25 protein-coding genes are annotated in these 26,391 nt (G+C 61.2%); 8 read left to right on the forward strand and 17 right to left on the reverse strand.

Annotated elements, in window-relative coordinates; translation table 11 throughout:
• Positions 1-225: 225 nt before the first annotated feature.
• Positions 226-828: an META domain-containing protein gene (locus BV911_RS05815; RefSeq protein ID WP_086052657.1), complete on the forward strand. Its 603-nt coding sequence runs from the start codon at positions 226-228 to the stop codon at positions 826-828.
• Here BV911_RS05815 and recO read toward each other — a convergent pair.
• The 9 genes from recO to BV911_RS05860 form a co-directional block, all read right to left on the reverse strand.
• Entirely contained in the window at positions 801-1,544 is a 744-nt protein-coding gene (gene recO, locus BV911_RS05820; RefSeq protein ID WP_086052658.1) for a DNA repair protein RecO, read from the reverse strand. The two genes, BV911_RS05815 and recO, sit on opposite strands and share 28 nt — an antisense overlap.
• Positions 1,545-1,609: 65 nt before the next feature.
• Entirely contained in the window at positions 1,610-1,942 is a 333-nt protein-coding gene (locus tag BV911_RS05825) for a DUF1491 family protein (protein ID WP_086052659.1), read from the reverse strand.
• On the reverse strand, positions 1,939-2,889 hold the full coding sequence (gene era / locus BV911_RS05830; protein WP_086052660.1) for a GTPase Era: 951 nt from the start codon (positions 2,887-2,889) through the stop codon (positions 1,939-1,941). Before era ends, BV911_RS05825 begins: the two co-directional genes overlap by 4 nt.
• Positions 2,886-3,575, reverse strand: a complete 690-nt coding sequence (gene rnc, locus BV911_RS05835; RefSeq protein ID WP_086052661.1) for a ribonuclease III — start codon at positions 3,573-3,575, stop codon at positions 2,886-2,888. The genes era and rnc overlap by 4 nt, the downstream gene beginning before the upstream one ends.
• Before the next feature lie 3 nt (positions 3,576-3,578).
• Positions 3,579-4,367, reverse strand: coding sequence for a signal peptidase I (gene lepB / locus BV911_RS05840; RefSeq protein WP_086052662.1), 789 nt, complete (start codon positions 4,365-4,367; stop codon positions 3,579-3,581).
• Positions 4,368-4,386: 19 nt separating this feature from the next.
• A complete protein-coding gene (gene acpS / locus BV911_RS05845) occupies positions 4,387-4,851 on the reverse strand; it encodes a holo-ACP synthase (protein ID WP_086052663.1) in 465 nt (154 codons plus the stop codon).
• 3 nt (positions 4,852-4,854) lie between these two features.
• Entirely contained in the window at positions 4,855-7,827 is a 2,973-nt protein-coding gene (gene ileS / locus BV911_RS05850; protein WP_086052664.1) for an isoleucine--tRNA ligase, read from the reverse strand.
• 290 nt (positions 7,828-8,117) lie between these two features.
• On the reverse strand, positions 8,118-9,131 hold the full coding sequence (locus tag BV911_RS05855; RefSeq protein ID WP_086052665.1) for a YcjF family protein: 1,014 nt from the start codon (positions 9,129-9,131) through the stop codon (positions 8,118-8,120).
• A gap of 31 nt (positions 9,132-9,162) precedes the next feature.
• A complete protein-coding gene (locus BV911_RS05860; RefSeq protein WP_086052666.1) occupies positions 9,163-10,578 on the reverse strand; it encodes a YcjX family protein in 1,416 nt (471 codons plus the stop codon).
• A gap of 281 nt (positions 10,579-10,859) precedes the next feature.
• Between BV911_RS05860 and BV911_RS05865 the strand changes: the two genes are divergently transcribed.
• A complete protein-coding gene (locus tag BV911_RS05865) occupies positions 10,860-13,370 on the forward strand; it encodes a TIGR02302 family protein (protein ID WP_086052667.1) in 2,511 nt (836 codons plus the stop codon).
• A gap of 79 nt (positions 13,371-13,449) precedes the next feature.
• On the opposite strand, the gene BV911_RS05870 is transcribed toward BV911_RS05865, so the two are convergent.
• Positions 13,450-14,739 (reverse strand): zinc-ribbon domain-containing protein, encoded by a 1,290-nt coding sequence (locus BV911_RS05870; RefSeq protein ID WP_086052668.1) that lies wholly within the window; start codon positions 14,737-14,739, stop codon positions 13,450-13,452.
• Between the two features lie 204 nt (positions 14,740-14,943).
• Between BV911_RS05870 and BV911_RS05875 the strand changes: the two genes are divergently transcribed.
• Together BV911_RS05875 and dacB are read left to right on the forward strand one after the other, a co-directional pair.
• The gene (locus BV911_RS05875; RefSeq protein WP_086052669.1) at positions 14,944-15,540 is read left to right on the forward strand and encodes an N-acetyltransferase; all 597 of its coding nucleotides are present in this window, start codon (positions 14,944-14,946) and stop codon (positions 15,538-15,540) included.
• A 145-nt stretch (positions 15,541-15,685) separates the two neighbouring features.
• On the forward strand, positions 15,686-17,203 hold the full coding sequence (gene dacB / locus BV911_RS05880; protein ID WP_139840039.1) for a D-alanyl-D-alanine carboxypeptidase/D-alanyl-D-alanine-endopeptidase: 1,518 nt from the start codon (positions 15,686-15,688) through the stop codon (positions 17,201-17,203).
• A gap of 17 nt (positions 17,204-17,220) precedes the next feature.
• Here dacB and truA read toward each other — a convergent pair whose 3' ends face one another.
• From truA to argH, 5 genes are all read right to left on the reverse strand, one after another.
• Positions 17,221-17,997, reverse strand: a complete 777-nt coding sequence (gene truA / locus BV911_RS05885; RefSeq protein WP_086052671.1) for a tRNA pseudouridine(38-40) synthase TruA — start codon at positions 17,995-17,997, stop codon at positions 17,221-17,223.
• Between the two features lie 88 nt (positions 17,998-18,085).
• A complete protein-coding gene (gene lysA / locus BV911_RS05890) occupies positions 18,086-19,378 on the reverse strand; it encodes a diaminopimelate decarboxylase (protein ID WP_086052672.1) in 1,293 nt (430 codons plus the stop codon).
• A gap of 156 nt (positions 19,379-19,534) precedes the next feature.
• On the reverse strand, positions 19,535-19,687 hold the full coding sequence (locus tag BV911_RS19135; RefSeq protein WP_139840040.1) for an argininosuccinate lyase: 153 nt from the start codon (positions 19,685-19,687) through the stop codon (positions 19,535-19,537).
• Positions 19,684-19,980 (reverse strand): hypothetical protein, encoded by a 297-nt coding sequence (locus BV911_RS05895; protein ID WP_139840041.1) that lies wholly within the window; start codon positions 19,978-19,980, stop codon positions 19,684-19,686. The genes BV911_RS19135 and BV911_RS05895 overlap by 4 nt, the downstream gene beginning before the upstream one ends.
• A 157-nt stretch (positions 19,981-20,137) precedes the next feature.
• Positions 20,138-21,526, reverse strand: coding sequence for an argininosuccinate lyase (gene argH / locus BV911_RS05900; RefSeq protein WP_086052674.1), 1,389 nt, complete (start codon positions 21,524-21,526; stop codon positions 20,138-20,140).
• 185 nt (positions 21,527-21,711) lie between these two features.
• Between argH and BV911_RS05905 the strand changes: the two genes are divergently transcribed.
• Positions 21,712-22,269, forward strand: coding sequence for a TlpA disulfide reductase family protein (locus BV911_RS05905; protein WP_086052675.1), 558 nt, complete (start codon positions 21,712-21,714; stop codon positions 22,267-22,269).
• Positions 22,270-22,283: 14 nt separating this feature from the next.
• Here the strand turns inward: BV911_RS05905 and BV911_RS05910 are convergent, their stop codons facing one another.
• Positions 22,284-22,859 (reverse strand): DNA-3-methyladenine glycosylase I, encoded by a 576-nt coding sequence (locus BV911_RS05910; protein WP_086052676.1) that lies wholly within the window; start codon positions 22,857-22,859, stop codon positions 22,284-22,286.
• A gap of 152 nt (positions 22,860-23,011) precedes the next feature.
• On the opposite strand from BV911_RS05910, the gene BV911_RS05915 reads away from it, so the two are divergent.
• The 3 genes from BV911_RS05915 to phbB all read left to right on the forward strand — a co-directional run bounded on the left by BV911_RS05915 (position 23,012) and on the right by phbB (position 25,985).
• Positions 23,012-23,857 carry an EAL domain-containing protein gene (locus BV911_RS05915; RefSeq protein WP_240512161.1) on the forward strand — a complete coding sequence of 282 codons (846 nt, stop codon included), beginning with the start codon at positions 23,012-23,014 and terminating at the stop codon, positions 23,855-23,857.
• A gap of 123 nt (positions 23,858-23,980) precedes the next feature.
• Positions 23,981-25,156, forward strand: a complete 1,176-nt coding sequence (locus BV911_RS05920) for an acetyl-CoA C-acetyltransferase (protein ID WP_086052677.1) — start codon at positions 23,981-23,983, stop codon at positions 25,154-25,156.
• Positions 25,157-25,259: 103 nt separating this feature from the next.
• Positions 25,260-25,985 (forward strand): acetoacetyl-CoA reductase, encoded by a 726-nt coding sequence (gene phbB, locus BV911_RS05925; RefSeq protein ID WP_086052678.1) that lies wholly within the window; start codon positions 25,260-25,262, stop codon positions 25,983-25,985.
• 145 nt (positions 25,986-26,130) lie between these two features.
• On the opposite strand, the gene BV911_RS05930 is transcribed toward phbB, so the two are convergent.
• Positions 26,131-26,316, reverse strand: a complete 186-nt coding sequence (locus BV911_RS05930; RefSeq protein ID WP_086052679.1) for a YdcH family protein — start codon at positions 26,314-26,316, stop codon at positions 26,131-26,133.
• Positions 26,317-26,391: the final 75 nt, after the last annotated feature.

Consider the following 26,391-nt stretch of genomic DNA (forward strand, 5'->3'; position numbering starts at 1 on the left):
TGGTCAGGAAAAACCCGAAACTGGCAACCGGCCGGACCTGTCTGGCTGAATCCAGAAAACGAATTCAGCGCCCCTGAAATCAGAGACGCCGCATGAAATCGGCGGACAACTAGTTTGACAAACACCGGTATTCCGACATCCGAAATCCGGCCACGCTGGCCAAGCCCAGCGGATCTGTTAAACTGGCCACAACCCGCTCCACCGCGCCCGTGCAAGGACCGCATTATGACCGCATTTTTCCTGACCCTTCCGTTCTGGCTTGCCCTATCTGCCCCCGGCCCGACCGCGCCGGAGCCCGCCGTGGTCGCAGCCCCCGCCGAGACCGCAACCACGCCCGAGCCTGCCGTGCAGGCCCCGGACCCAGCCCCAGTTGACCCTGAAGCAGACGCCGCAGCCCCGGCCCCTACCGAGGCAGAAGTCGCCCCCGAAGCTGCCGTCCAAGCCCCTGAAACCGCAGCGGAAACAGACCCAGCCGAGGCCCCCGAAATGTCCGAGACCACCGCCGCCTTCCCGGCCCCAGACACCACGTGGACCCTGTCGGAAATCAACGGCGCGCCCTTCGAGGACACCGCGACTCTGACCTTCCCGGCCGCCGGAACCATCGCCGGAAAAGCCCCGTGCAACAGCTATAACGGCCAGATCGACGGCACACCTGAGGCCTTCACCCTTGCCCCGCTGGCCATGACCCGCATGGCCTGTCCAAACCTCGATAAAGAAAAGGCTTTTGCCGAATCCTTGGGCAAAATGACCGCCGCAGAGATCACCCCCGAGCGGCTGATTCTGACCGGCCCGGACGGCGCTCAGATGCTGTTCCTGCCCTCGAAATAACGCGCCAGCAAATCGATCAGCCGTCCCCGTGCAGCGGGGAACGGCTGCCCGGCATAACGCCTCGGCAGGTGCGCTTCCAGAAAGTGCCCAGTGGTTCGCAAGGCCCGGGCGATCTCGGCGTTCGGCGCGTCGCCCTGCCCCAGCATGCACGGCTCCAGCGGCAGCAACCTCTCCGCCCAAGCCCCGGCACCAACGGCAGTCACTGCCCGCCCGGTGCGGGGCGAAACATAGCACAGTCCTTCGGTCGCGCCCGTCACCGCACAGCGGCTCAGATCAAGGCCAAAGCCCATCTCCTCCAGCAGCAGCATCTCCCATCGCAGATAGGCCAGCGGCCAAGCGGGGGTGATGCTGAGCAGATCGAGAAGATCCATCGACCGCCCATAGAGTTCAGGAAAAACAGCACGTTCCGGCAAAGAAAACGCCAGCAAGCCGCAGACCGCATTCATGCCCTCAAGCCCCAACCGGTCCTGCATCAGACCAGCGCCGCGATTGCGCAACGGCTCAATGGTAAAGCTGCCCAGATGATCGTCCAGACGCCCGCGCCAGGTCACGTCCAACTGTGCGCCGGTCTGCAAGAAGGGCGACAGGCGCCGCCCTGCCCCACCCCGGACCACCCCGGCATGACGGCCATGGGCTTCGGTAAAGACCTCCAGAATGGCCGAGGACTCGCCATGCTGCCGAACCGCCAATACTGTGCCCTGATCGCGCCATTCCATCGCGGAAATCTAGCGCCGCCGCAGCCGCTTGGAAAGCCAGCAGTCGGCCCGGCCCATCGCGGCCCTCAGCTCTCCAGCCCGGGCTGATCCAGAAGGTCGCGCCCGGCCCGATCTTCCACCTCGATGATCCACAGATCGCGGTCGCGGCTGCGTTCCCGCGCCAGAACCGCGTCCACATCGGCTTCCGCACCTTCGGCCAACAGGATCCAAACCCGGTCACCGGTCATCAGATCATAACTGCGTTGCCGGGCGCGGGCCTGCCCATCGAGCGTGGCCAGCTTGACCACAACAGCGCCTGCCGTCGCATCGCCGCGTGCGATCACATATGCCGGAATATCAGCCAGTTGCAGACGGCGAAGATAGGCCTGAACCCAGAACTCCGCCGTCAGTCTGATCACTCGGAACCGTCCTTAAAGTTCAGCCCTATCTCAGAATAGCGTTCAGTTTCTTCCTGCCAATTCGGACGCACCTTGACCTGCAAGAACAGATGCACCTTGCGGCCCAAGAACTCTTCCAGTTCGGCCCGGGCCGCTTGACTGACGATCTTGATCGTCTCGCCTTTATTGCCCAACACGATGCCTTTGTGGCCATCACGCATGACATAGATCACCTGATCAATGCGGGCGGTCCCATCCTTGCGCTCTTCCCAGCTCTCGGTTTCCACCGTCAGCTGATAGGGCAGTTCTTGGTGCAACCGCAGGGTCAACTTTTCGCGGGTCATCTCAGCCGCGATCATCCGCATCGGCAAGTCGGCGATCTGGTCTTCGGGGTACAGCCACGGCCCTTCCGGCAATTGCGTTGCCAGCCAGCGGCGCAGGGTATCAACGCCAAAACCTTTTTCAGCCGAGATCATGAAGGTCTCGACAAAAGGGAACCGCGCATTCAAGGCTTCGGTCAGGCCGAGCAGCACCTTCGCTTCGACCCGGTCGATCTTATTGATTGCCAAAGCCACAGTCTGACCTTGGGCCCGTTCTGTCAGCGCGCCCAAGATGGTCTCGACGCCTTCGGTGATGCCGCGATGGGCCTCCACCAACAGGACGACGACATCGGCGTCAGCGGCACCGCTCCACGCGGCGGCGACCATGGCACGGTCCAAGCGGCGGCGCGGCCGGAACAAGCCCGGCGTGTCCACAAACACGATCTGCGCCGGCCCTTCCATGCAGACGCCGCGGATGCGGGCCCGGGTGGTCTGAACCTTATGCGTCACGATTGAGACCTTGGCCCCGACCATCCGGTTCAAAAGGGTGGATTTGCCGGCATTGGGTTCGCCAATCAGGGCGACAAAGCCTGCGCTGGTGGGCCCATCTGGACGCACCTCTGCCGGAATTTCGGTGTCGTCTGTCATGATGGATCGGCCTCCAGCCGGGTCAATAGCGCCTTTGCCGCAGCCTGTTCGGCTTGCCGTTTCGATCCGGCGACGGCGGTTTCCGCCTCGCCGGTCGAGATCACGGCGCGGATGGTGAAGACCGGCGCATGGTCTGGCCCGTCACGGGCGATCAATTCATATTTAGGGGCCGGTTGGCCGCGCCCCTGTGCCCATTCTTGCAACGCAGTCTTCGGGTCTCGGGCATCCGAGTCGACCGAGGAAATGCGCGAGTCCCAAAGCTTCAGGATAACCGACCGCGTGGTTTCGAAATCGCTGTCCAGATAGACGGCTGCAATGACTGCTTCCATGGCGTCGCCCAGCAGCGCCTCTTTCCGGCGCCCACCAGACAGCATTTCAGAGCGGCCCAGCTTCAACACCGATCCCAGATCAATCCCTCGGGCCACATCGGCACAGGTTTCCTTGCGGACCATGGCATTAAACCGAGGCGCAAGCAGCCCTTCGGCAGCGGCTTTATCCGCGTTCAGCAGCGCCTCAGCCATGACCAGACCAAGCACCCGGTCGCCCAGAAACTCCAGTCTCTGATTGTCCGATCGCGTCGCCGATGACATCGACGGATGGGTCACCGCTTCGATCAGCAATTCAGGCCGCTGGAACTTATGTCCCAGTCGGCCCGTGAATGCCGTCAGTTCTGTCGACAAATCCAATGCTCAGTTCAATCCCTTGAAGAACCGGTCGCTGCGCCACGTCCAGAAGTAAAAGATCGACCGCCCGGCAGACGAGAACATCACCCGATCTGCGCGACCGATCAGGTTCTCAAACGGCACATAACCAACGCCGCGCGCGGCCTGTGGTACCCGGCTGTCATTCGAATTATCGCGGTTGTCACCCATGAAAAAGAAATGGCCCTCAGGAACGGCATAGACCGGTGTGTTATCAACCGCGCTCACCTGAATATCCAATGTATCATAAGTTACGCCGTTCGGCAGTGTTTCCCGAAAACGGCTCTTCAGGCATTCGCCGCCCTCACCGACCGGGCTGTTTTCACACCGTGGAAAACTGCCCAGTGGGCCCTGTGGCTCGTAGGGTTCAGAGAACACGCCAGCGGGCACCCGCTCGACTGGGACGCCATTGATGTGAATGACACTGTCGATCATCTGAACCCGGTCCCCGGGCAGACCGATCAAGCGTTTGATAAAATCTTGGCCATTCACCGGGTGCTTGAAGACGACAATGTCGCCGCGCTCGGGCTCGGACGCCAGAATGCGGTCGGGAATGAACGTGCAGGCCGAGAACGGGCAGGAATACCGCGAATAGCCATAGGCCATTTTGTTGACGAACAAGAAGTCGCCAATCAGCAGCGTCTCTTTCATCGATCCCGATGGAATCCAGAACGGTTGAAACAACAGTGTCCGAAAAATCCCTGCGATCAAAAGGGCATAGACGATGGTTTTGATCGTCTCGATGATGCCGCCTTCGGCCTCGGCCTTGCTTGCCATAATGTTCGGTCCTGCCGGTTTAGGTTTCTGGGGCTTCATGGGCGTGAGGGGGGCCGGAGTCAAGCGCGGGCCGGGATCCGCCCGCCTGAAGCGGCCGGGCTTCGATGACCACAAAGGCCTGCGCCCATGGGTGGTCGTCGGTCAGGGTCACATGGATAATCGCCTCGTGTCCCGGCGGGGTCATCGCCGCCAGCCGGTCAGCGGCCCAACCTGTGACCTCCATGATCGGCTGACCCGAGGCCAGATTGCGCACCGACATGTCCTTCCACGCGATGCCCATGGCCAGACCGGTGCCAAGCGCCTTGGAACAGGCTTCTTTCGCGGCCCAGCGTTTGGCATAGGTCCCGGCAACGTCGGCCCGGCGTTCGGCCTTGGCCTGCTCGACCTCGGTGAACACCCGGTTGCGGAAGCGGTCGCCAAACCGCTCCAGCGTGCCTTTGATCCGATCAATATTGGCCAGATCGGTGCCGATCCCCAGGATCACCGCTTAATCCAGCGCTGCGTCACAGCGCCCGCAGACATCCGGGTGGCTGTGGGTGCCGACATCGGGCAGGATGTTCCAGCAGCGTTGGCATTTCTGCCCCTCCGCCTTTTGGAACACCACGCCCACCCCGGCCACGTCCGGCAAAGTGAACGCGCCCTCAGGTACCGGGTCCGTCGAGATGGTCAGATCCGACACGATGCAGAGCGTCGCGAACCGGTCGCGATCAATCAACGCCGCCAGTTGCGGCGTGACATAGACCACCGGAGCGGCCTCAAGCGAGGCGCCGATGGTCTTGGCCTGACGCTCCAGTTCCAGCGCGCCTGTGACCACGCGCCGAACCGCCCGCAGTTTTTGGGCCTTTTCGATCAGCACCGGGTCGTGCCAGCTTTCCGGCGTGTCCGGCATGTCTTGCAGGTGCACCGAGCTGTCGTCACCGGGGAAGCGTTCCAGCCAGACCTCTTCACAGGTAAACACAAGGATCGGGGCCAGCCATGTGGTCAGGCGGTGGAACAGGATGTCCAGCACCGTCAGCGCTGCACGCCGGTCCAGACTGTCATCCGCGTCGCAATACAGCGCATCCTTGCGCACGTCGAAATAGAACGCGCTCAGATCGATGGTGGCGAAGTGGAACACCTTCTGGAACACGCCCTGGAAGTCATAGGCCGCATAGCCCGCCTTGACCTGCCGATCCAGCGTCTCGACCATATGCAGCATGGTCTGTTCCAGCTCGGGCATGTCATCGCGCGCCACCCGCAGGTCGTCCGAATAATCCGCCAGCGACCCCAGCAGGAACCGCAGGGTGTTGCGCAACCGGCGATAGCTGTCAGCCGCCCCTTTCAGGATCTCGTCACCGATCCGCAAGTCCGCGGTGTAGTCCGACTGCGCCACCCAAAGCCGCAGGATATCCGCGCCGTATTGCTGGATCACCTTCTCAGGGGCGACGGTATTGCCCACGGATTTGGACATCTTGTTGCCCTTGGCATCCAGCGTGAAGCCATGCGTCAGCACTCCGCGATAGGGCGCGCGCCCCATCGTGCCGCAGGCCTGCAACATCGAGGAATGGAACCAGCCGCGATGCTGATCCGTGCCCTCAAGATACAGATCGGCAATGCCGTCATCCGAGCCATCTTCGCGGTCACGCAACACGAAGGCATGGGTTGAGCCCGAATCGAACCACACGTCCAGAATGTCGAACACCTGCTCATAGGTGTCCGCGTCATAGTCATTGCCCAAAAACCGCGCCTTGGCGCCGGGCTGATACCACGCATCGGCACCCTCAGCCTCAAACGCCGCCGTCACCCGCGCATTCACCGCCTCATCGCGCAGCAGGAAGTCAGGATCCGTCGGCAGCGCGCCCTTCTTGGTAAAGCAGGTCAGCGGCACGCCCCACGCACGCTGGCGCGACAGCACCCAATCGGGGCGGCTTTCGATCATCGAATAGAGACGGTTGCGCCCCGTGGTCGGCGTCCATGTCACCAGCTTGTCGATGCTGGTCAGGGCGCGTTCGCGGATCGTTGTGCCGTACTCGTCCTGCCCATCGCCAACAGGCCGGTCGATGGCAGCAAACCATTGCGGCGTGTTGCGGAAGATCACCGGAGCCTTGGACCGCCAGCTATGCGGATAGCTGTGCTTGACCTGCCCCCGTGCGATCAAGCCACCGGCCTCGACCAGCTTGGCAATGACAGCGGTATTGGCCTTGCCCTCTTTGCCTTTGGCATCGAACACGGTCAGTCCGGCAAACAACGGCACATGCGGCAAGAAATCAGAATCTGGCCCGATATTGTGGGTCATCCGGTCCATCCAGCCGCGCTTGACGAAGGCGTCAAAGTCATCGGACCCGTGGCTGGGCGCGGTGTGCACGAAGCCCGTACCGGCATCCTCGGTGACGTGATCGCCATCGATCATCGGCACGTCGTAATCCCAATAGCCGTCGGCACCATCGATCCCGGCAAGGGGGTGGGCCAAGGTCAGGCCAGCCAATTCTTCGGTCGACACGCTGCGGACCCGGTCAAACGCCGTCACCCGCGATTTGGTCAGCGCATCCTCGGCCAAGGTATCGGCAAAGACATAGAGGTCACCAGCCGTGGTCCAGCTTTCCTCTTGCGTTTCGTTCACCCGGTAAAGGCCGTACGAGATCAGCGGATTGAACGCGACCGCCTTGTTGGACGGGATCGTCCACGGCGTCGTGGTCCAGATCACGACCCGGGCCTGATGCAATTCATCGGCCAGCAACGCCTGATCGGCCCCGGCATCATACCCGGCATCGTCCAGCGGCATCTCGGCATTGCCACCACGGCGCACTTTGAACGGCACCCAGATGGTGTGCGACTTGTGCTCGTGATACTCGATCTCAGCCTCGGCCAGCGCGGTCCGCTCAACCGGCGACCACATCACGGGCTTGGAGCCCTGATACAGCGTCCCGGTCATCAGGAACTTCATGAATTCCTCGGCGATCACCCGCTCGGCATGGAAATTCATCGTCAGATACGGGTCATTCCAGTTGCCGGTCACACCCAGCCGCTTGAATTCCTCGCGCTGCACGTCGATCCAGCCTTCGGCAAAGCGGCGGCATTCCTGCCGGAAATCCACCACCGGAATATCGTCCTTGTTCTGGCCTTTCTGGCGGTATTTCTCTTCGATCTTCCATTCGATCGGCAGGCCGTGGCAATCCCAGCCGGGGATATAGCGCGCGTCGCGGCCCATCATCTGCTGGCTGCGGACCACCATGTCCTTCAGAACCTTGTTCAGCGCGTGGCCGATATGCAGGTTGCCGTTGGCATAGGGCGGACCATCATGCAGCGTAAAGGGCGCGCGGTGCGGGCCAGACTTGGCCTTCTCGCGCAAGCGGTCATACACCCCGATTTTTTCCCAACGCTCCAACCACGAAGGTTCACGCTTGGGCAGACCCGCACGCATCGGGAAATCGGTTTTGGGCAGGTTCAGGGTATCTTTATAGTCAGGCGTCTCGGACGACATGGTTCATCAGCCTTGGAATAGGAAAGCGCAAAAAGGAAATGGGGCAGCGCGGCAGATCATGCGCCTTGTCCCGGCGGCTCTGACTCAGAGCGCCGGGCAGCTAATTCGAAAGCGGATCGCGAAAGCCTGGGTCATGGTCGCAGCTTATAGGCCTGCGCCGTCGGGGCGTAAAGACACCCCGTCATCTGGGTCTGCAACGCCGAGCCAATAGTCAAAGCACTCTGTGCCCCCCCCTCGGGCAGAAAGGCTAAGGTGATCCTTGATCGAAAGCCCCCCTATCGGGTGCGCCCTCAAACCCGGTCGCCAAACAACCCGGTCAGCGCCCGCTTCACAATACCGGTGACCGACGGACGCGGCCGAGCGCGGAAGGGCAGCGGACGGCAGACCTCGATGGCGGCAACGCCGACCCGCGCAGTCAGCGCACCGTTGACCACACCCTCGCCAAAGCGGCGCGACAGCTTGCTCAGCACCGACCCCCCCGCGACCGAACCGATCAGGTCATCCCCAATCGCCACGGCCCCAGTGGCCACCAGATGCGTCAATACCGCCCGCAACAACCGCCACGTGCCCAGCGTCCCAGACCGCCCGCCATACACTTCCGCAATCCGCCGGATCATCGCCAGATTAGAGGTCATCGCCGCCACCACGTCCGCCAGCGCCAATGGCACCAGCGCCGTCACCGTTGCCACCCGGCGGGCCGCAGCTTCGACTTCTTGAATCGCAAGCCGATCCAGAGGTGCGATCAAATTCATCTCGGCCAAGCCTAAAGCCGCATCCGCGTCAAAGGTTTCAGCCAACCGCGCAGGCATCGCATCGCAGGCCCATCGCAATTCAGGCCGCGTTGCGTAAAACGTGGTCAGGCTAGTAGCAATCCGGCGCGCATGAGCGAGATCATGATCCGCTAGGGCCGTCGCAGCGGCCATCTGTATCCGGTCCAGCCGGGACAGGCGCGCAAAGGCAGACACCTCGCGCAGCGCAATTGCGGCGCACACCACGACGAACGCCCCCAGCAGTACGGTTGCGACCGCCCCCAGAATGGCATTGCTGGTCAAGAGCCCGACAATCGCATTCCATGCTGCCAAACTGATGAAGAAGCCAATCACCGAAATCAGCAGGCCCCAGAACCAGCGTGCGAGGCGGCTTGACGGGCGTGCCGCCATCGTCGCCAACCGCTGCATCGCCGCCGCATCGGTCGGTTGCTGGTCGGCCTCGGGAACCGGCGGCGCACTGGATGGGGACATGTCATCGGTTGGTGCATCGAGATCCAGATCAATCCGCACCGGGCCTGTTTTGGCGTCATTCATCGGGTGACTCTCCGTCCTTGGCCGCAACCACTCATAACCGATCCCCAATGAGAAACTGCGCAGCCCGGTCGAGCCGGATATGCGGCGGGCCCTCGCCCGGCTTCAAATTCATCGGCGACGGCGCGAAGCGCATAAATTCGTATTGCTCGTCCAGCCAGCGTTCGCCGCCGTCCCGCGCCACCCCCAGCAACCGACTTGGATCCTCGGGCAATTCGCCCGGATAGAATGCCGCCTGTTTGCCATCAGCAAGCGTGCGGCCCCGAACCAAATCAAGGGTGCGGCCATTATGCTCGCGCGTTTCTTCAACGGTCGCCCGCAGCGAGGCGATGGACATAGCGCCCGTTCCGGCTCCGGCATAATCGGCTCGGGCGCGGGCCTCTTTGACCATCGCCTCCATGATCGCGGTCAAGCGTGGATGCTGAGAATGATGCAAGTGATCGGCCTTGGTTGCGACAAACAGGATCTTCTCAACCCGCCGCCCGCCCAGCAAACCCGCCAACCAAGAATTCGCCCCGGGACGAAAGGCCGTCAGGATATCGGCCATGGTCTGCCGCAGATCTTCGACCGCACGCGGCCCGTCATGGATCGCACCCAGAATATCGACCAGCACGATTTGCCGGTCCAGCTTTGCAAAGTGGTCGCGGAAGAACGGGCGGACGACCTTCGACTTATAGGCATCATAGCGGCGCTGAAATTCGGCCCGAAGGCTGCCGCGAACAGTCGCGGAGGCGGTCGGCAACGGCGCGAAGGTCAACACCGGAGAACCCGCCAGATCGCCGGGCAAAATAAACCGCCCCGGTGTGCAGTCGGAATATCCCGCTTGTCGCGCGGTCTGTAAGTAGCCGGTAAATGCTCGTGCCAAATCCTGCGCGACGACTTCGTCCAGCGGCGCCGCCGGATCGGCGCTTGCCAACGCAGCGCGAAATTCAGCAGCTTCCGGACGATCCGCAAGACGTTTCAAGCTGGTCGCGGACCAGTCGTCATAGCTTTTCTCCAGCAGCGCCAGATCAAGAAGCCACTCACCCGGATAATCGACAATATCCAGATGCAAAGTGCGCGGCCCCTGCAAACCGCTCAGAAGACCCGTCGGTCGCAACCGCATCGACAGTCGCAATTGCGACACCGACCGGGTGCTTTCTGGCCAATGCGGCGACGGCCCGCTGAGCGCGTGCAAATGCGTTTCGTAGTCGAATCGCGGCAAGGTATCGTCTGGCTGCGGCTGCAAAAAAACCGACAGGATCCGGCCCTCGGCTGCGGCGGTGAGTTGCGGCATCCGCCCCCTGTCGATCAGGTTCGCCACCAGCGAGGTCAGAAAGACCGTCTTCCCCGATCTGCTTAGCCCGGTCACCCCAATCCGCAAAGACGGCTCGAACAAAGATTCGTTGACCGCTGCCGTCAGCCCCTCGACAGTGCGCGACACGCTATCCGCAATTGCTCCGATCACCACCTGCCGCCTCTCGCCTCTGTGCAAGAAACGACATATGGGCTCTGGCCCCCGGTTGCCAGTCCTGAGTACAGGCGGTGCGGCACGTTCCCCGCTACGACACCCCCTACTTTTGTCGTGCGCGATCTGGCGCGCAAATTGTCTGCCGAGCCGACGGAACCTTGCCGAAGCGTCGTTCAAAGACCAACTGTGTGTAATAAGTGAACGCCCGGTCCTTTGACCTTCGCCGGTTCCGATATATCATTTGCAAGCGTGATCTCGGTGGTCACTGCGCCGGAGGCCTGATGCCAGACCCAATCCGCCGCCCGCGCGGCACCCCCCGCGCCCTTCAGTGGCCGCTGCGCCTGACCCGGTTGGGGTTGGTTGCCGAGCGGGTGACGCAAAATTTCTGGAAGCTCTGGTCGCTGTGCCTGCTCTGCCTTGGTGCTGTTTTTTTTGGACTGCATGACCACCTGAATCTAGAATTGCTATGGACGGCGCTTGTGTTCACTTTTGCCGGTCTGGTGTGGTTCACATGGTCAGGTCTGCGCCGGTTCCAATGGCCCACCCAAGCCGAGGCCGAAGCCCGGCTTGATTCCACCCTCGCGGGGCGACCAATCGCAGCATTGGCCGATACACAGGCGATCGGCGTTGGCGACACCGGATCCGAACAAGTTTGGCAGGCCCATCAAAACAGGATGCGGCAGAAACTGCGCGACGTCCGCGCGCCCGCACCGAATTTGCGTCTGTCGCGGTTCGATCGGTACGGTTTGCGCTACGTCGCCCTGACCATTTTCATGACTGCTCTCTTGTTCGGCTCCCTTGCCCGGGTGGAAACCTTGGGTGGGATCGGTCTGGGCCCAACGTCGCAGGCCGTAGCCAATGGGCCCAGTTGGGAAGGCTGGGTTGAACCCCCAGATTATACCGGGCGCCCGGACTTATACCTGAACGACCTGCCGCGCGGCCGGATCGAGTTACCGCAAGGTAGCCGGATCAGCCTGCGCCTTTATGGCCCAACGGGGGCCCTCACTGTGGCTGAAACGGTTTCGGCCAGAACCGGGGACATCGAAAGCGCCTCGGAAACCAGCCAAACCTTTGAAATCCGTCAGGATGGGCGGCTTGAAATTCGCGGCCCCGGCGGGGCGGCTTGGGACATTACCGTGCAAGAGGACGCGCCGCCCACCATAAGCCCCGCTGGCGAGGCAGAGGCCAATGCCACCGGCGAAATGACCTTGCCCTTTCAGGCAGCGGACGATTACGGGGTGATGGCCGGTCAGGCGAGGATCGCCCTCGATCTGGATCAGGTCACGCGACAGTTCGGCCTGACGGTTGATCCCGACCCGCGCGAAGCCATTCAGGTCGACCTGCCGATGCCATTTTCGGGTGAGCGCACGGATTTCCAAGAAACCCTGGTGGAAGATTTCTCGAAACATCCCTGGGCAGGGTTGCCGGTCACCGTGACGCTAACAGCCAGCGATGCCGCCTCTCGGGAAGGGTCGTCAGGGGCGATCGCTTTAGAAAGACTGCCTGGACGCCGGTTTTTTGATCCCCTTGCCGCTGCCGTGATCGAAATGCGCCGCGACCTGTTGTGGTCCATCAGCAACGCCCCCCGGGTGACGCAAGTCTTGCGAGCGGTTTCTTATCATCCTGAAGACCTGTTTCGGTCGGAAACCAATTACTTGCGCCTACGCTTCCTGATCCGGCGGCTGGAATCCGAGACCGCAGCCGGGCTGAGCGTTCAGGCCCGCGACGAAGCCGCCGAAGCCATGTGGGAATTGGCCTTGCGCATTGAGGACGGCGATTTGGCTGATGCCATGGAACGCCTGCGTCGCGCCCAAGACCGTTTGTCAGAGGCGATGAAAAACGGGGCCAGCGATACCGAGATCGCTCAGTTGATGCAGGAATTGCGCGACGCCATGCAGGACTACATGCGCCAACTTGCCGAACAAGGAGAAGGGCAAGAGCAGCAGCAGGCCGATAACCAAAACACACAGGAAATCACCGGACAGCAACTGCAAGAGTTACTAGACCAGATTCAGCGCCTGATGGAAGAAGGCCGGATGGCCGAAGCACAAGCCCTTCTCGATATGCTGGCGCAGATGATGCAGAATATGCAGGTCACCCAAGGGCAGCAGGGGGGGCAAGGCGGGTCTGGCCAGCAATCAATGCAGGGTCTGGCCGAAACGTTGCGCGACCAACAATCCCTCTCGGATGACAGTTTTCAAGGGCTACAAGGTCTGGAACCCGGCCAAGGCGAGGGCGAGGGGCAGACCGACGGAGAGAACCAAGGTCAGGATCAACCCGGCTCCCCATCCCCATCGCTTGGCCAATCATTGGCAGAGCGGCAGCGCACGCTTGGCGACAGCTTGGATCAGCAGCGAAACGCCCTTCCCGGCGGTCAGGGTGGACAAGCTGCCCGCGACGCGCTTGACGAAGCTGGGCGTGCGATGGATCGCGCGGAAGAGGCCTTGCGTCGCAATGACCTTGCCGGTGCCATGGACAGTCAGTCCGAGGCCATGGACGGCATCCGGGAGGGAATGAAAGAACTGGGCGAAGAACTGGCCCGCCAGCAAGGGCAAAGCCCGGGTCAAGGCGGGCAAGCCGGGACGGGCACGTCCCCCAGCGGAAGCCGCGATCCGCTGGGACGATCCACCGGAAGCGAGGGGCAATTCGGCACCCAGGATTCCATTCTTCAAGATCCTGACGCCTATGAGCGGGCCCGCGACCTGCTTGATGAAATCCGCCGTCGTTCGGGCGAACAAGAGCGTCCCGATATCGAATTGGATTATCTGCGTCGTCTGCTGGATCGGTTCTGATCCCGCCAGTCCGAAACAGGGCGCGGCAAGGATCCCCTTGGGGCCGCCCTAAAACGCGCGATTTATCCCCAATGCGGGCTTAACCCGGGGGCATTCCGCCGATCACCTGCCGGACCATGTCGGCCAACGCCGATTGGACACCCTGCCCTTTGCTCATGATTGTCTCGACCACTGGCCCTGTTGCTGGCACCGCATCGCGGATCGCCGGCGCCGATACGTATAACGCCACTGCTGCACAGGCCGCACCGCAGGTCATGGCAAAGCCCCATCTAAACCCACGTCGATGCTGTTGTTCAACGATCAGCGCCACCTCGTGCGAACTCAGCCGCACTGGCAGGCCGGCTTTGGTCGTCGGTTGCAGTTCGCGTCGCGAGGACGGTTCACTGGTTGGACCCACCCGGTCTGCCCCCGCGTCGCCCCCCCCCGACCGCGACCGCCGCAATCCGCGCACATGGGGGTCGGCATCAACCGGTGGCTCATCTGAAGACCGGCGTGGCGCGGCAGACATCCGTGGGCCGTAGATGCCGGCAGCCGCCGCCTCAGACCGGGGCTGCGTTGCATCAGCGGCAGGGGCTTCCGGCGAAGTCGTTTCAGGCGTAGCGCCTGCCCTATCGGTACGACCATCATCTTTTGATGATGATTTCTTTGGCCCATGAGGCAGTTCAGCAGATGTGGCCGGGGGCGACACGGTTCGTGGCTCGGGCTGACGGGGGGCAGAGGATGGGTCCTCCATCGTTTCCTCGCCCGCCTCCCATGTGCGGGCGCGGGGATTGCGTTCTGCCGCTTGCAGGCGCGCCAATCGATCCCGAATAGATTCAGATTTAGGTCCGGGTTTCGGTCGCACCGGCGGCGGCAACCCCAGATCGGGCTGGGTTTCAAAAATCGTCGCGGTCGCCTTCTGACGGGCGCGCGCTTCAAAAATGGCCTCGGCCCGCAGCACTTCCAGAACTTCGGGATCCATCTTTCGCCGCGGCTTGTCGGAGAAAATAAACCCGCCGCCATCATCGGCGTCTGCGTCTGCGTCTGCGTCTGCGTCTGCGTCTGCGTCTGCGTCTGCGTCTGCGTCTGCGTCTGCGTCTGCGTCTTCTGTCGCGCCGCCGTCCGCCTCGTCAACCAAATCACTGGGGTCTGGGGTCTGCCCGGGATCAGGTATTGCCGTGTTCGCCGGTTCGGACCGATTTTGCGCAGCGCCAGAAACCGGATGTTGCGCGGCAGACGGCCCCGGGTCGGGTGCCCCTTTATTGCCCATAGGCGGCAACTGATACCAAGAATGCGTACAGGACGAGCACTGCACTTCGCGTCCCTGTGTGGGGACAGCGTTGGCCGGAATGTCATAGGCCGCCGTACAGTTCGGACAGATGATCCGCATGCTCGTCGCTTGGGTCCTTTGTGCGTGCCCCCAGATGTCAGGCGATCCTACCAGTCCGCACCGTCAGGGCAAGGCACCCGTGTAACCCGGATCGACGCCTGAACGCCACAGAGGACCGTCACAACGGTTGAAGCCAAGTCGATCGAACAATAGGTTGGCCGAACGGCACGGCACGTCGGGTCGGCGAATGCAAAGGAAGTAATCATGCAAACCGAAGTCATGGACATCCCCGCAGGAAAAATCGCCGCAATCGTCACCCATTTGGAGATGGTGCAGCCGCCGCGCGCCACGCCACTGGCCGCGCCCAATGGCTTGGCCCTACGCCAGATCAGCTGCCCCGCGATCGCGTGGTACAAGGCACTATACCGACAAATTGGAGAAAACTGGCTGTGGTTTTCCCGCCTCGCCATGTCCGACGATGCACTGGAAGCCGTTTTGACCGATCCGCTGGTCGAAGTGTATGCTCTGTCGCGGGGCGATCAGGATCTGGGATTGATGGAACTGGACTTTCGCCAACCCGAAAGCTGCGAACTGGTGTTTCTGGGCATTACCGATGAACTGATCGGCACCGGCGCCGGTCGCTACTTGATGGCCGCAGCCACGGCCCGGGCGTGGTCGCAGGATATCGCGCGATTCCACGTGCATACCTGTAGCCTTGATCATCCGGGCGCGATGGGATTCTATCAAAAAGCTGGGTTTGCAGCACGTCGCCAGCAGGTCGAAATCGCAGACGATCCCAGATTACTCGGGCTATTGCCGGAAACGGCTGCCCCACAAGTGCCGCTTCTGCGCACTGCCTGAACCCCCTGTCGGTTGCGCGGAACGAACAAAACGACCTTGGCCCTAAAAAAAAGCGCCGGTTCCCGGTGAGATAGCCCGCGCCTGAAGATGAAAACCTGCATTCGGGATCTTGCATCCGCCCAATTGCCGTGGCTTTGATGCCGCCATGAATCACTGGTCAAGACGCGCATTTCTGGCAGGCATTGGCGGCATCACGGCAGCACCGGTGCTGGGCAATGTCACATCCTCACCCCGGCCTGGCCTGCGCCCTGGGTCGCGGGCCGTTCCGTCCGTGTCCTCGGCAGCGCCTGCCCCCAAGGACCTCACGGCCCTGTCCGATGCGCTGATCGCGAAATACGGAATGAGCGGCGATCTAGGCTTCGTCGTGGCCGACGCCCGCACCGGCGCGGTGCTGGCCACTCACAACCCAGACTTGCCGCTGCCACCCGCCAGTGTCACCAAAGCGATCACCACGGCCTACGCTTTTGACAGCCTTGGCACCGGCTATCGTTTCAACACCCGGGTCTTCGCCACTGGACCCGTGCGCAATGGGCAACTTGAGGGAGACCTCATTCTGGCCGGTGGCGGCGCGCCGGGTCTGAGTACCGCGGGTCTGGCGTCCCTGACGGCACAGTTGAAAGAAAACGGCCTGCGTAGCGTATCCGGCCGGTTCCTGTTTTGGGATGGCGCCCTTCCTGACATTGACCGGATCGACCCCGGCCAGCCAGACCATCTGGGGTACAACCCATCCGTTTCGGGCCTCAATTTGAATTACAATCGCGTTCATTTCGACTGGAAGCGCAAGGGCGACGATTATGTGATCGTGATGGACGCCCGAGACGGGTCCTATCTGCCCCCCGTGTCAACGGTGGACATGGCGATTGCTGACCGCTCTTTGCCCGTATTCGACTATACGGAAGACCCGGAAAATGGCCGGGAGCGCTGGACGGTATCACGGCGCGCCTTGGGCGGAGACGGGGCGCGGTGGCTGCCGGTGCGCCATAGCGGCATCTATACTGCAGATGTGTTTCGGACGCTTGCCCGCTCTGGCGGGTTGGACTTGCCGGGTCCCGAACGGGTGACGGCCCTGCCAGGAGGCACGGTTCTGGCAACCCAAGTCAGCCCACCCTTGGCCGAGATTGCCGAAGGGATGCTGCGCTATTCCACCAATCTCAGCGCCGAGGTCTTGGGACTCAGCGCCACCAAGGCGCGGCGCTTGGGGATCTTGCCCTCTGATCTGGCGGATTCGGCACAGACCATGACCGTCTGGGCCCGGGCCAATATGGGCCTGTCCGACCGGTCGCTTCTGGTCGATCATTCCGGGCTTGGCGATGAATCGCGCGTCACCGCCCGGGATATGACAGCTCTGATGTACCGGACCGGGCCGGAGGGGGCACTCAGCCATGCCCTGCACGTGATCCCGCTTCAGCAAAAGAACGGCAAGCCCGAACCGCTAAAGCTGTTTGCCAAGACCGGGACCTTGAATTTCGTTTCGGCCCTGTCCGGGCACATCACCCCGACAAACGGCCCGCCTCTGGTCTTTGCGATCTTCACGGCCGATCTGGACCGTCGCGCTACCATTCCCGAAGGCGATGAAGAGAACCCGCCCGGTTCTAAGCCTTGGACACGCCGGTCGCGCAGTCTGCAATACGACTTGGTACGGCTATGGGCGGCCAACGCCTAAGGCCATGGCCACGGCTGTTATCCGTCCTCAGCAAACGGATCCTCAGCATAGCGCACCCCCGCGAGGTAAAGACCGTAGGGCGGACAGACCGGCCCGCAGGCCTCCCGCTTGCGTGCCTGAAGCGCCGCGGTCACATCGTCTGGCGTCCACGCCCCGGCGCCGACCCGTTCAAGCGTTCCAGTGATACTGCGCACCTGATTGTGCAAAAAACTGCGGGAGCGGACGTGCAACCGAATTTCCTGACCGTCAGGGCGCAGAACCTCTTCGATGCGGATCTCATCCATGGTTTTCATCGGGCTTTTGGCCTGACAAATGGTTGAGCGGAAGGTCGTGAAGTCGTGATGCCCGATCAGCCGATCTGCCCCGGCTTGCATCAACTGCGGATCAAGCCGAGATTTAACCTGCCAGACCAGACCCCGATCATGCGTAACTGGCGGTCGGCGGCACAGAATCCGAAACAGATAGCGCCGCTCGACTGCGGAAAAGCGCGCGTGCCAATCCGGATCCACCCGCGCCACATCCACGATCGCGATCGGCGCAGGCTTAAGATGGAAATTCAAAGCCTCGCTTAATCGAAACGGCTTCCAGTCCCGCGTCAGATCGCAATGGGCAACCTGCCCGGTGGCGTGCACCCCTGCATCCGTGCGCCCCGCCGCTGCGACCCCCTCACAGCTTGGCTCCAACCGGCGCAGTGCGTCTTCCACTGTCTGCTGAACCGATGGCAACCCGTTCTGCCGTTGCCAGCCCGAAAACGGAGCGCCGTCATATTCAATTTTCAAGGCATAGCGCGGCATAGAAAGACCTTAATCGGGACGTGTAAGCGCTGGCCCCTTTCTCGCGCGGCACGTCATCCGACCGCGCAAGGGACCGACAGCCGTCAGTTCAGCTGTCGCACTCGGTGCTGCCATCACGCACCCAATCCGGCACATGGTCTCGGGCGATAATGTCGGCGACACTTGGCCGAGGCCGGATCACCGACCATTGGTCACCATGCACCAGAACTTCGGGCACCAGCGGCCGGGTATTGTACTCCGACGCCATCACGGCACCATAAGCGCCTGCAGACCGGAACGCCACCAGATCACCCGGGCTCAACGGCGGCATCAGCCGTTGCTTGGCAAACGTATCGCCACTTTCACAGACGGGTCCGACAATATCGATCGGGGCCGGTTCCAGCCCCAGAGCGGGCTCAATCACTGGAACAATGTCGTGGTGCGCGTCATACATCGCCGGGCGAACCAGATCATTCATCGCCCCGTCCAAGATCAGGAAATCGCGACCTTCGCCCGACTTCACATAGACGACCTTCGACACCATGACCCCGGCATTGCCCGACACCAGACGGCCCGGCTCAATCTCAATTTCGCAGCCGAGATCACCAACCGTGCGCTTGATCAATGCACCATAATCCTTCGGCAACGGCGGTGCCTGATTGCTGTGTGCATAAGGGATGCCAAGGCCGCCGCCCAGATCCAAACGCCGGATCGTGTGCCCATCGGCCCGCAAGGCGCGCGTCAGCTCAGCCACCTTCAGATAGGCCGCCTCGAACGGGGCAAGATCGGTCAGTTGGCTGCCGATATGCACGTCGATGCCGACAACCTCGATGCCCGGAAGGGCAGCGGCCTCGGCATAGACCTCGCGGGCACGGGCAATGGGAATACCGAACTTATTCTCGGATTTCCCAGTGGCGATCTTGGCGTGGGTCATTGCATCCACATCGGGATTGACCCGAATAGTGATCGGCGCGCGCAGCCCCAACTCGACCGCCACGTCGCTGAGCACGCGCATTTCAGGCTCACTTTCGACGTTGAATTGGCGGACACCACCGGTCAGCGCCATACGCATCTCATCAACGGTCTTGCCAACCCCCGAGAAAACAATCTTGTCCCCCGGCACCCCGGCCGCCTTGGCGCGCTGGTATTCGCCGCCCGACACCACATCCATGCCCGCGCCCAGACCGGCCAAAAGGGTCAAAACCGCCTGATTGGAGTTCGACTTCATCGCGTAACACACAAGGTGATCGAGTCCCTCCAGCGCCTCATCGAACAGCCGGAAATGCCGGACAAGAGTTGCCGCCGAATAGACATAGACGGGCGTACCGACGGTCGCCGCGATCTCGGCAAGCGGCACGTCTTCCGCGTGAAGCGCACCGTTGCGATATAGAAAATGGTCCATTTCGGCTCCGCGTGGTTCAAATTACCGAGCGGGACATAGCAGAGCCGGGCGCGAATGCAATTCACGGGCCGGGACCAATCGGGTCGCGCCCGGGTCTGAACGATCAAATCCGGTCAGATCGCGCGCAATCGCCTGCAAAACAGACAGGCCACTGGGCTAGAGCTGCTTTGCCGCCCCGACATAGCCGCTACCGATGACGGACACCCCAGAGGCTGGTGCAGACTTGGGTTCGGGACGCTCAGGAGCGCCGTCGACGCCACATCCCGCGAGGATCGCCAGAACCCCCGCCACGAACATGAGGCGGATCAAATGCCGATTCTCCAGCCGCCCAGCCCCCAACCGACCCGAACGGGACCGTTGCCGACCTTAGCAGATGCGCCGACGCCACCGGTGCCGACGCCAACGCTGACATTTTCGGTCTGCACCACATTGACGCCCGCGTTAACACCATCGGTGCCGGCACTGACGCCAACACGCCCCGATTTCGCGCCAACCCGTGCATCCGGCCCGGTTGAGCCGACCGACGCGCCCGCCGTAGGTTTTACCGGCTGACAATTGGCCAGCATCAGAACCGCAAAAACAGCAAGTAAACGCGTCATCATCCGCATCTGGACCTCTCCTGTCTCAATCATACCGCGAACCATCGCCGCAGCACAGAGTCTGGCAGCTTTTTTCCGCAAGAGAAAGCAAAAGCCTGACCGGCACCGCACGGCATGTGGCATGCAGGGCAGCCCGGACCGGCCTTGTCTTACTGAGCAATCACAACTGGCTCTTCCACCACGCAATCTGGCTGCGAACTTGATCCGGCGCTGTTCCGCCAAAACTTGTGCGGCTGGCCACGGAATTGTGCACCCCCAGAACATCGAAGACCGCGCTGGTAATGCCCGGGTGAACCGTTTGCATCGCGTCTAAGGACAGTTCAGGCAGATCAACACCCTGTGCTTCGGCCATCGCGACCAGCGCTCCGGTTACATGGTGGGCATCGCGGAACGGCAATCCCAAAGTGCGCACCAGCCAGTCGGCCAGATCGGTGGCTGTCGAAAAGCCCGACGATGCTGCGGCTTCAAGCGGGGCCCGGTTGGCCGTCAAATCGCGCAGCATCCCATTCATGGCAGCAAGGCTAAGCATCAGGGTGTCGGCGGCGTCGAACACCTGCTCTTTGTCTTCCTGCATGTCCTTGCCATAGGCCAAAGGCAAACCCTTCATAACCATCAACAGCGCGACATTCGCCCCGGCGATGCGGCCAATTTTGGCCCGGATCAGTTCAGCCGCATCAGGGTTTTTCTTTTGCGGCATGATGCTGGACCCGGTCGAGAACCGATCGCTCATGGTCACGAACCGGAACTGGGCCGAGGACCAGATCACCAGTTCTTCTGCCAAGCGGCTCAAATGCACCGCACAGATCGAGGCCGCCGCCAGAAACTCCATGGCGAAATCCCGGTCACTGACCGCATCCAGACTGTTGCGCATCGGACCGTCAAAGCCCAAGGCCGCTGCCGTCGCATGTCGGTCAATCGGAAAGGATGTCCCGGCCAGCGCCGCCGCCCCAAGCGGGTTCTCGTTCATCCGCTTGCGAGCGTCGACAAAACGGCTGCGATCACGCCCGAACATTTCGACATAGGCCATCATATGGTGGCCCCACGTCACCGGCTGGGCGGTCTGCAAATGCGTAAAGCCCGGCATGACCCAATCGGCACCGGCCTCGGCCTGCTCCAATAGCGCCTGCATCACCGCCTCAAGCCCGCTTACGGCAGCATCACATTGATCCCGCACCCAAAGCCGCAAATCAGTCGCGACCTGATCATTGCGCGAACGTGCGGTGTGCAACCGCCCTGCCGCATCCCCGATCAAAGCGCGCAGTCGCGCTTCGATATTCATGTGAATATCTTCCAAGGCCGCAGAATAAACGAAGGTGCCGTCTGCGATCTCGGCCGCGATCAAATCAAGACCGCCATGAATTGCATCCCGATCCGCCGCCGTCAGAATGCCCGCCTCGGCCAGCATCGCAGAATGCGCTTTAGAACCGCGAATGTCCTGCGCTGCGAGGCGCTTGTCGAAGTCGATGGACGCGTTGATCGCCTCCATGATCGCATCGGGACCGGTCGCGAACCGCCCCCCCCACATCGCATTGCTTGCCCCGTCGGTCATTCGCCAAATCCCTGATCCTATGTTCAACGCGGCTTTTATACGCCCATCCGCCCATCCGCAATTCGATCACATCCGCGCCAGCAGACGTTGCTTCGGGTTGACCCCTTGCCTCTGGACGTCCCATGCAAGGGCCACGAAGATCTTCTGCTCCGGCCCGGAGCCGCCTTATAGAATGGACATTGCCCATGCGCCGCCTTGCCCTCGCCTGTCTGCTTGCTCTCACGCCTGTCGCAGCCGTGGCCGGCCCTGACATTGCCGCGATCGAGGCATTACGAGACGGCGGCATGAAAAAGCTGGTTTTTGCGGCGGACCCCCAGCCCGTGTCAGACATCGCATTCTCGGATCTCGACGGCAGCACCCACTACCTTTCCGATTTTGCTGGCAAATTGGTGGTGCTGAATTTCTGGGCAACGTGGTGCGCGCCCTGCAAGAAAGAAATGCCATCGCTGGACCGGCTTCAGGCGGAGCTGGGCGGCGACACGCTTCAGGTCGTCACCATCGCTACCGGTCGCAACAGCCCCGCCGGGATCAACCGGTTCTTTCAGGAAGAAGGCGTGAGCAACCTACCGACCTATATCGACCCGAAACAGACGCTGGCCCGGGATATGGCGGTTCTTGCGCTGCCGATCACCGTTCTGATCGACAAAGAGGGCCGGGAAATCGCGCGACTGCGCGGCGAAGCCGATTGGGACACCGACAGCGCCCTCGCGATCTTGTCTGCGCTCAGCGCAGCCGACAGTTAATCAGGACCAACCGGTCAGCCTTGCCCGATTCGCGCCACCTCAGCATGCCTTGGGCAGGTCACGACGTGATCATTAATTACGCCACAGGCCTGCATCCAAGCATAGGTGATCGTTGGGCCACAAAATTTGAAACCAGCCGCTTTTAAGTCCTTCGACACCCGCTGAGAGAGCGGTGTCTGGGCGGGCACCTCAGCCATCGAGCCACGGTTGGTCTGCAAGGGCTGACCATCGACATACCGCCAGACGAAGTTGTCAAACCCCGTCGCCTCTTCAATCGCGATCCAAGCACGGGCGTTCGAGATCACCGCCTCGATCTTACCGCGGTGGCGCACAATTCCCGGATTCTCAAGGGCGGCGGCCACATCTTCGGCGCCCCACTGCGCCAAAACATAGGGATCGAACCCTTGGAACGCGGTTCGAAACGCCTGTCTCTTCCGCAATATGGTGATCCATGACAGGCCCGCCTGAAAGCCATCAAGAACCAGCTTTTCCCAAAGCGCCCGGCTGTCATATTCGGGAACGCCCCATTCCGTGTCGTGGTAATCGACATAGATCGGATCCGTTCCACACCAGTTGCACCGTTCCGCCATAATGGGGCCTCTTCCTGTCTGTCGTGGCGTCCGCCAACTCGATCTAGCACCCACCCGACCTTATCCCAGAGCGAGAACTTTTTGTGAACAATTAATCTGAAATTAGGACGGCCTGGCGCTGATATAGAGCGACGGATGCGGAGGACGGGACAATGACAGAAGCGATGAATGCATCAGAAGACGCCGTGCCGGCCACCGCCATGACGGTCCAACTTCCGGACAATCCTCTGCGGAACCCAGAACGACCCGTTCGCGCACTTGTGGCCGATGCCCTGCGTCGCGGTGCCGTCACCCTTGCGTATCAGCCGGTCATGCAGGCGCGACGGCCCGACCGTCCGGCCTTTTACGAAGGGCTAATCAGGCTGCTAGACGCAACCGGCAACGTGATTCCCGCGCGGGTCTTTATGGATGAGATCGAATCCAATGATCTTGGCCGGCAAATCGATTGCGCAGCACTGGATTTCGGCCTGGCAGAACTGGCAAAAGTCCCCGGGTTGCGGCTTTCGATCAATGTGTCTGCCCGAACCATCAATGACCCACGGTGGCTTGAAATTCTCCAGCGTGGGTTGGCCGTTTCGCCCTATATCGCGGAACGGCTGATCCTTGAGATCACTGAACGATCGGCCATGTCAGACCCAGATCGCGTGCGAAATTTTATGACGAGCTTGCAGCGCCGAGGGATTTGCTTTGCGCTGGACGATTTCGGTGCAGGCTATACCTCGCTCCGGCATTTTAAAGAATTTAGCTTCGACATCATGAAGATAGACGGTCAGTTTTCCCAACGCGTCCATGACGACCGGGACAATCAAGTGCTGATCCAAGCCCTGATTTCTGTGGCCCGACATTTCGGGATGATGACGGTCGCAGAGGCCGTAGAAAGCGAACAGGATATGCGCTTTTTGATCGCATCCGGCATTGATGCCTTGCAGGGCTATCACTTTGCTGCGCCCAGCATTCGGCCCGCATGGAAAAGATTGCGACAGAAACGCATTGCCTGACATTCGTTGAGAGGCAACTCACTGTTGCCCCCCGCCATTTCAACGCCTATCCATTAATTTCGACATGCCTGTCCAACAGGGTCATTCCTGTTTGGGGGTCAGCGAATTATTGGAGGGGTCAGTATGACGAATGTGGTAATTGCTTCCGCGGGTCGTACCGCAGTTGGAAGTTTTTTGGGGTCATTTGCGGGAACACCGGCCCATGATCTTGGCGCAGCGGTGCTCGAGGCGGTGGTCGCGCGTGCGGGGATCGACAAATCCGAAGTATCCGAAACCATTCTTGGTCAGGTGCTTACCGCCGCTCAGGGGCAAAACCCAGCGCGTCAGGCCCATATCAATGCTGGCCTGCCACAAGAAAGCGCCGCTTGGGGACTGAACCAAGTGTGCGGCTCCGGGCTTCGGGCCGTCGCCTTGGGCGCACAACACATCATGTTGGGCGATGCCTCCATCGTCGCAGCGGGCGGACAGGAAAATATGTCCCTCAGCCCGCATGCCGCTTCATTGCGTCAGGGTCAGAAAATGGGTGATATGACCTATATCGACACCATGATCCGCGATGGCCTTTGGGATGCGTTCAACGGCTACCATATGGGACAGACCGCTGAAAACGTCGCCGAGAAATGGCAAATCAGCCGCGAGATGCAGGACGCGTTCGCCGTCGCCAGCCAAAACAAGGCCGAAGCGGCGCAGAACGACGGCAAGTTCTCCGACGAAATTGTTCCCTTCACGATCAAGACCCGCAAGGGCGAAACTGTGGTCGACAAAGACGAATACATTCGTCACGGCGCGACCCTGGAAGGCATGACCAAACTGCGCCCCGCATTCATGCGCGATGGCACCGTCACAGCGGGCAACGCATCCGGCCTCAACGATGGCGCCGCCGCAACGCTGCTGATGAGTGTCGATGACGCTGCAAAGCGCGGAATTGAGCCGCTGGCGCGGATCGCTTCCTACGCCACAGCAGGTCTCGACCCGGCCTATATGGGTGCAGGCCCGATCTATGCGTCGCGTAAGGCGCTTGAGAAAGCTGGCTGGAAAGTGTCGGATCTGGATCTGATCGAAGCCAACGAAGCCTTCGCCGCACAAGCCTGTGCCGTGAATCAGGAAATGGGCTGGGATCCGGCAATCGTCAACGTCAACGGCGGCGCGATTGCCATCGGCCATCCGATCGGTGCATCCGGATGCCGGGTATTGAACACCCTCCTGTTCGAAATGAAGCGTCGCAACGCCAAAAAGGGTCTCGCGACCCTGTGCATCGGCGGCGGAATGGGCGTCGCCCTCTGCGTTGAGCGCGACTGATCGCAACAATGCGAGTGGCGGCCATTCGATCGCCACTCGTGTCCAATCGCACGACGAGCCAGACCACAGTGAGAAATAAATTTTAATAAACGGAGGAGGGAACATGGGACGAGTCGCTTTGGTAACCGGAGGTTCGCGCGGAATCGGCGCAGCAATCTCAAAGGCGCTTGCCGCCGCAGGCTATTCGGTCGCCGCCACCTATGGCGGGAATGACGAGGCCGCTGCTGCCTTCACCGCAGAAACCGGAATAAAAACCTACAAGTGGTCCGTGGCCGATTACGACGCATGTGCCGCGGGCATCGCAGAAGTCGAGGCAGATCTTGGCCCGATCGAAGTCCTTGTGAACAACGCCGGCATCACCCGGGATGCCATGTTCCACAAGATGACCCCACAGAAATGGAAAGAGGTCATCGACACCAATCTGACCGGTCTGTTCAATATGACCCACCCGATCTGGAACGGGATGCGCGACCGCAGCTTCGGACGGATCATCAATATTTCGTCGATCAACGGTCAAAAGGGTCAGATGGGTCAGGTGAACTACTCGGCGGCCAAATCCGGAGACCTCGGGTTTACCAAGGCCCTTGCGCAGGAAGGTGCCTTCAAAGGGATCACCGTGAATGCGATCTGCCCCGGCTACATCGGCACCGAGATGGTTCGCGCCATTGACGAGACCGTATTGAAGACCAAGATCATCCCACAAATCCCGGTTGGTCGCCTTGGCGAACCCGAAGAAATTGCCCGCTGCGTGGTGTTTCTGGCCTCAGACGATGCCGGCTTCATCACCGGATCGACCATTTCTGCCAATGGCGGACAGTTCTTCGTATAAATCTACATCCAAGACAGGTGAAAAAGCCGGCCAAATGGTCGGCTTTTTCTTTGCGGCGCGACCATCTTCCAACAAAAAAGCATGTCAGCCGCAGCTGACATGCCTTTCCCTAGTCCGAACGGTCACTGGCGACCGATTGCTGTGATCAGTGGAGGGTTCTGATCTCGGCCTCAGACAAGCGCTCAATCTGCTGCTTGATCTGAAGCTTTTGTTTTTTAAGTGCTTTCACTTCCAGTCCGTCGGACGCAGGACTTCGTTGGGCTTCCTCCACACGATCAGAAAGTGTCTGGTGCTTCTTGCGAAGTTCCTGAAGATGAGAGGTCATGGACATCATTGTACTCCTGAATGTTATGGCGAACAGGAACAGACGACCACACTTCCGAGCATCTGTCACGGAAAAGAGACG

The organism is Pseudoruegeria sp. SK021, assembly GCF_002119405.1.
GTDB lineage: Bacteria > Pseudomonadota > Alphaproteobacteria > Rhodobacterales > Rhodobacteraceae > Meridianimarinicoccus.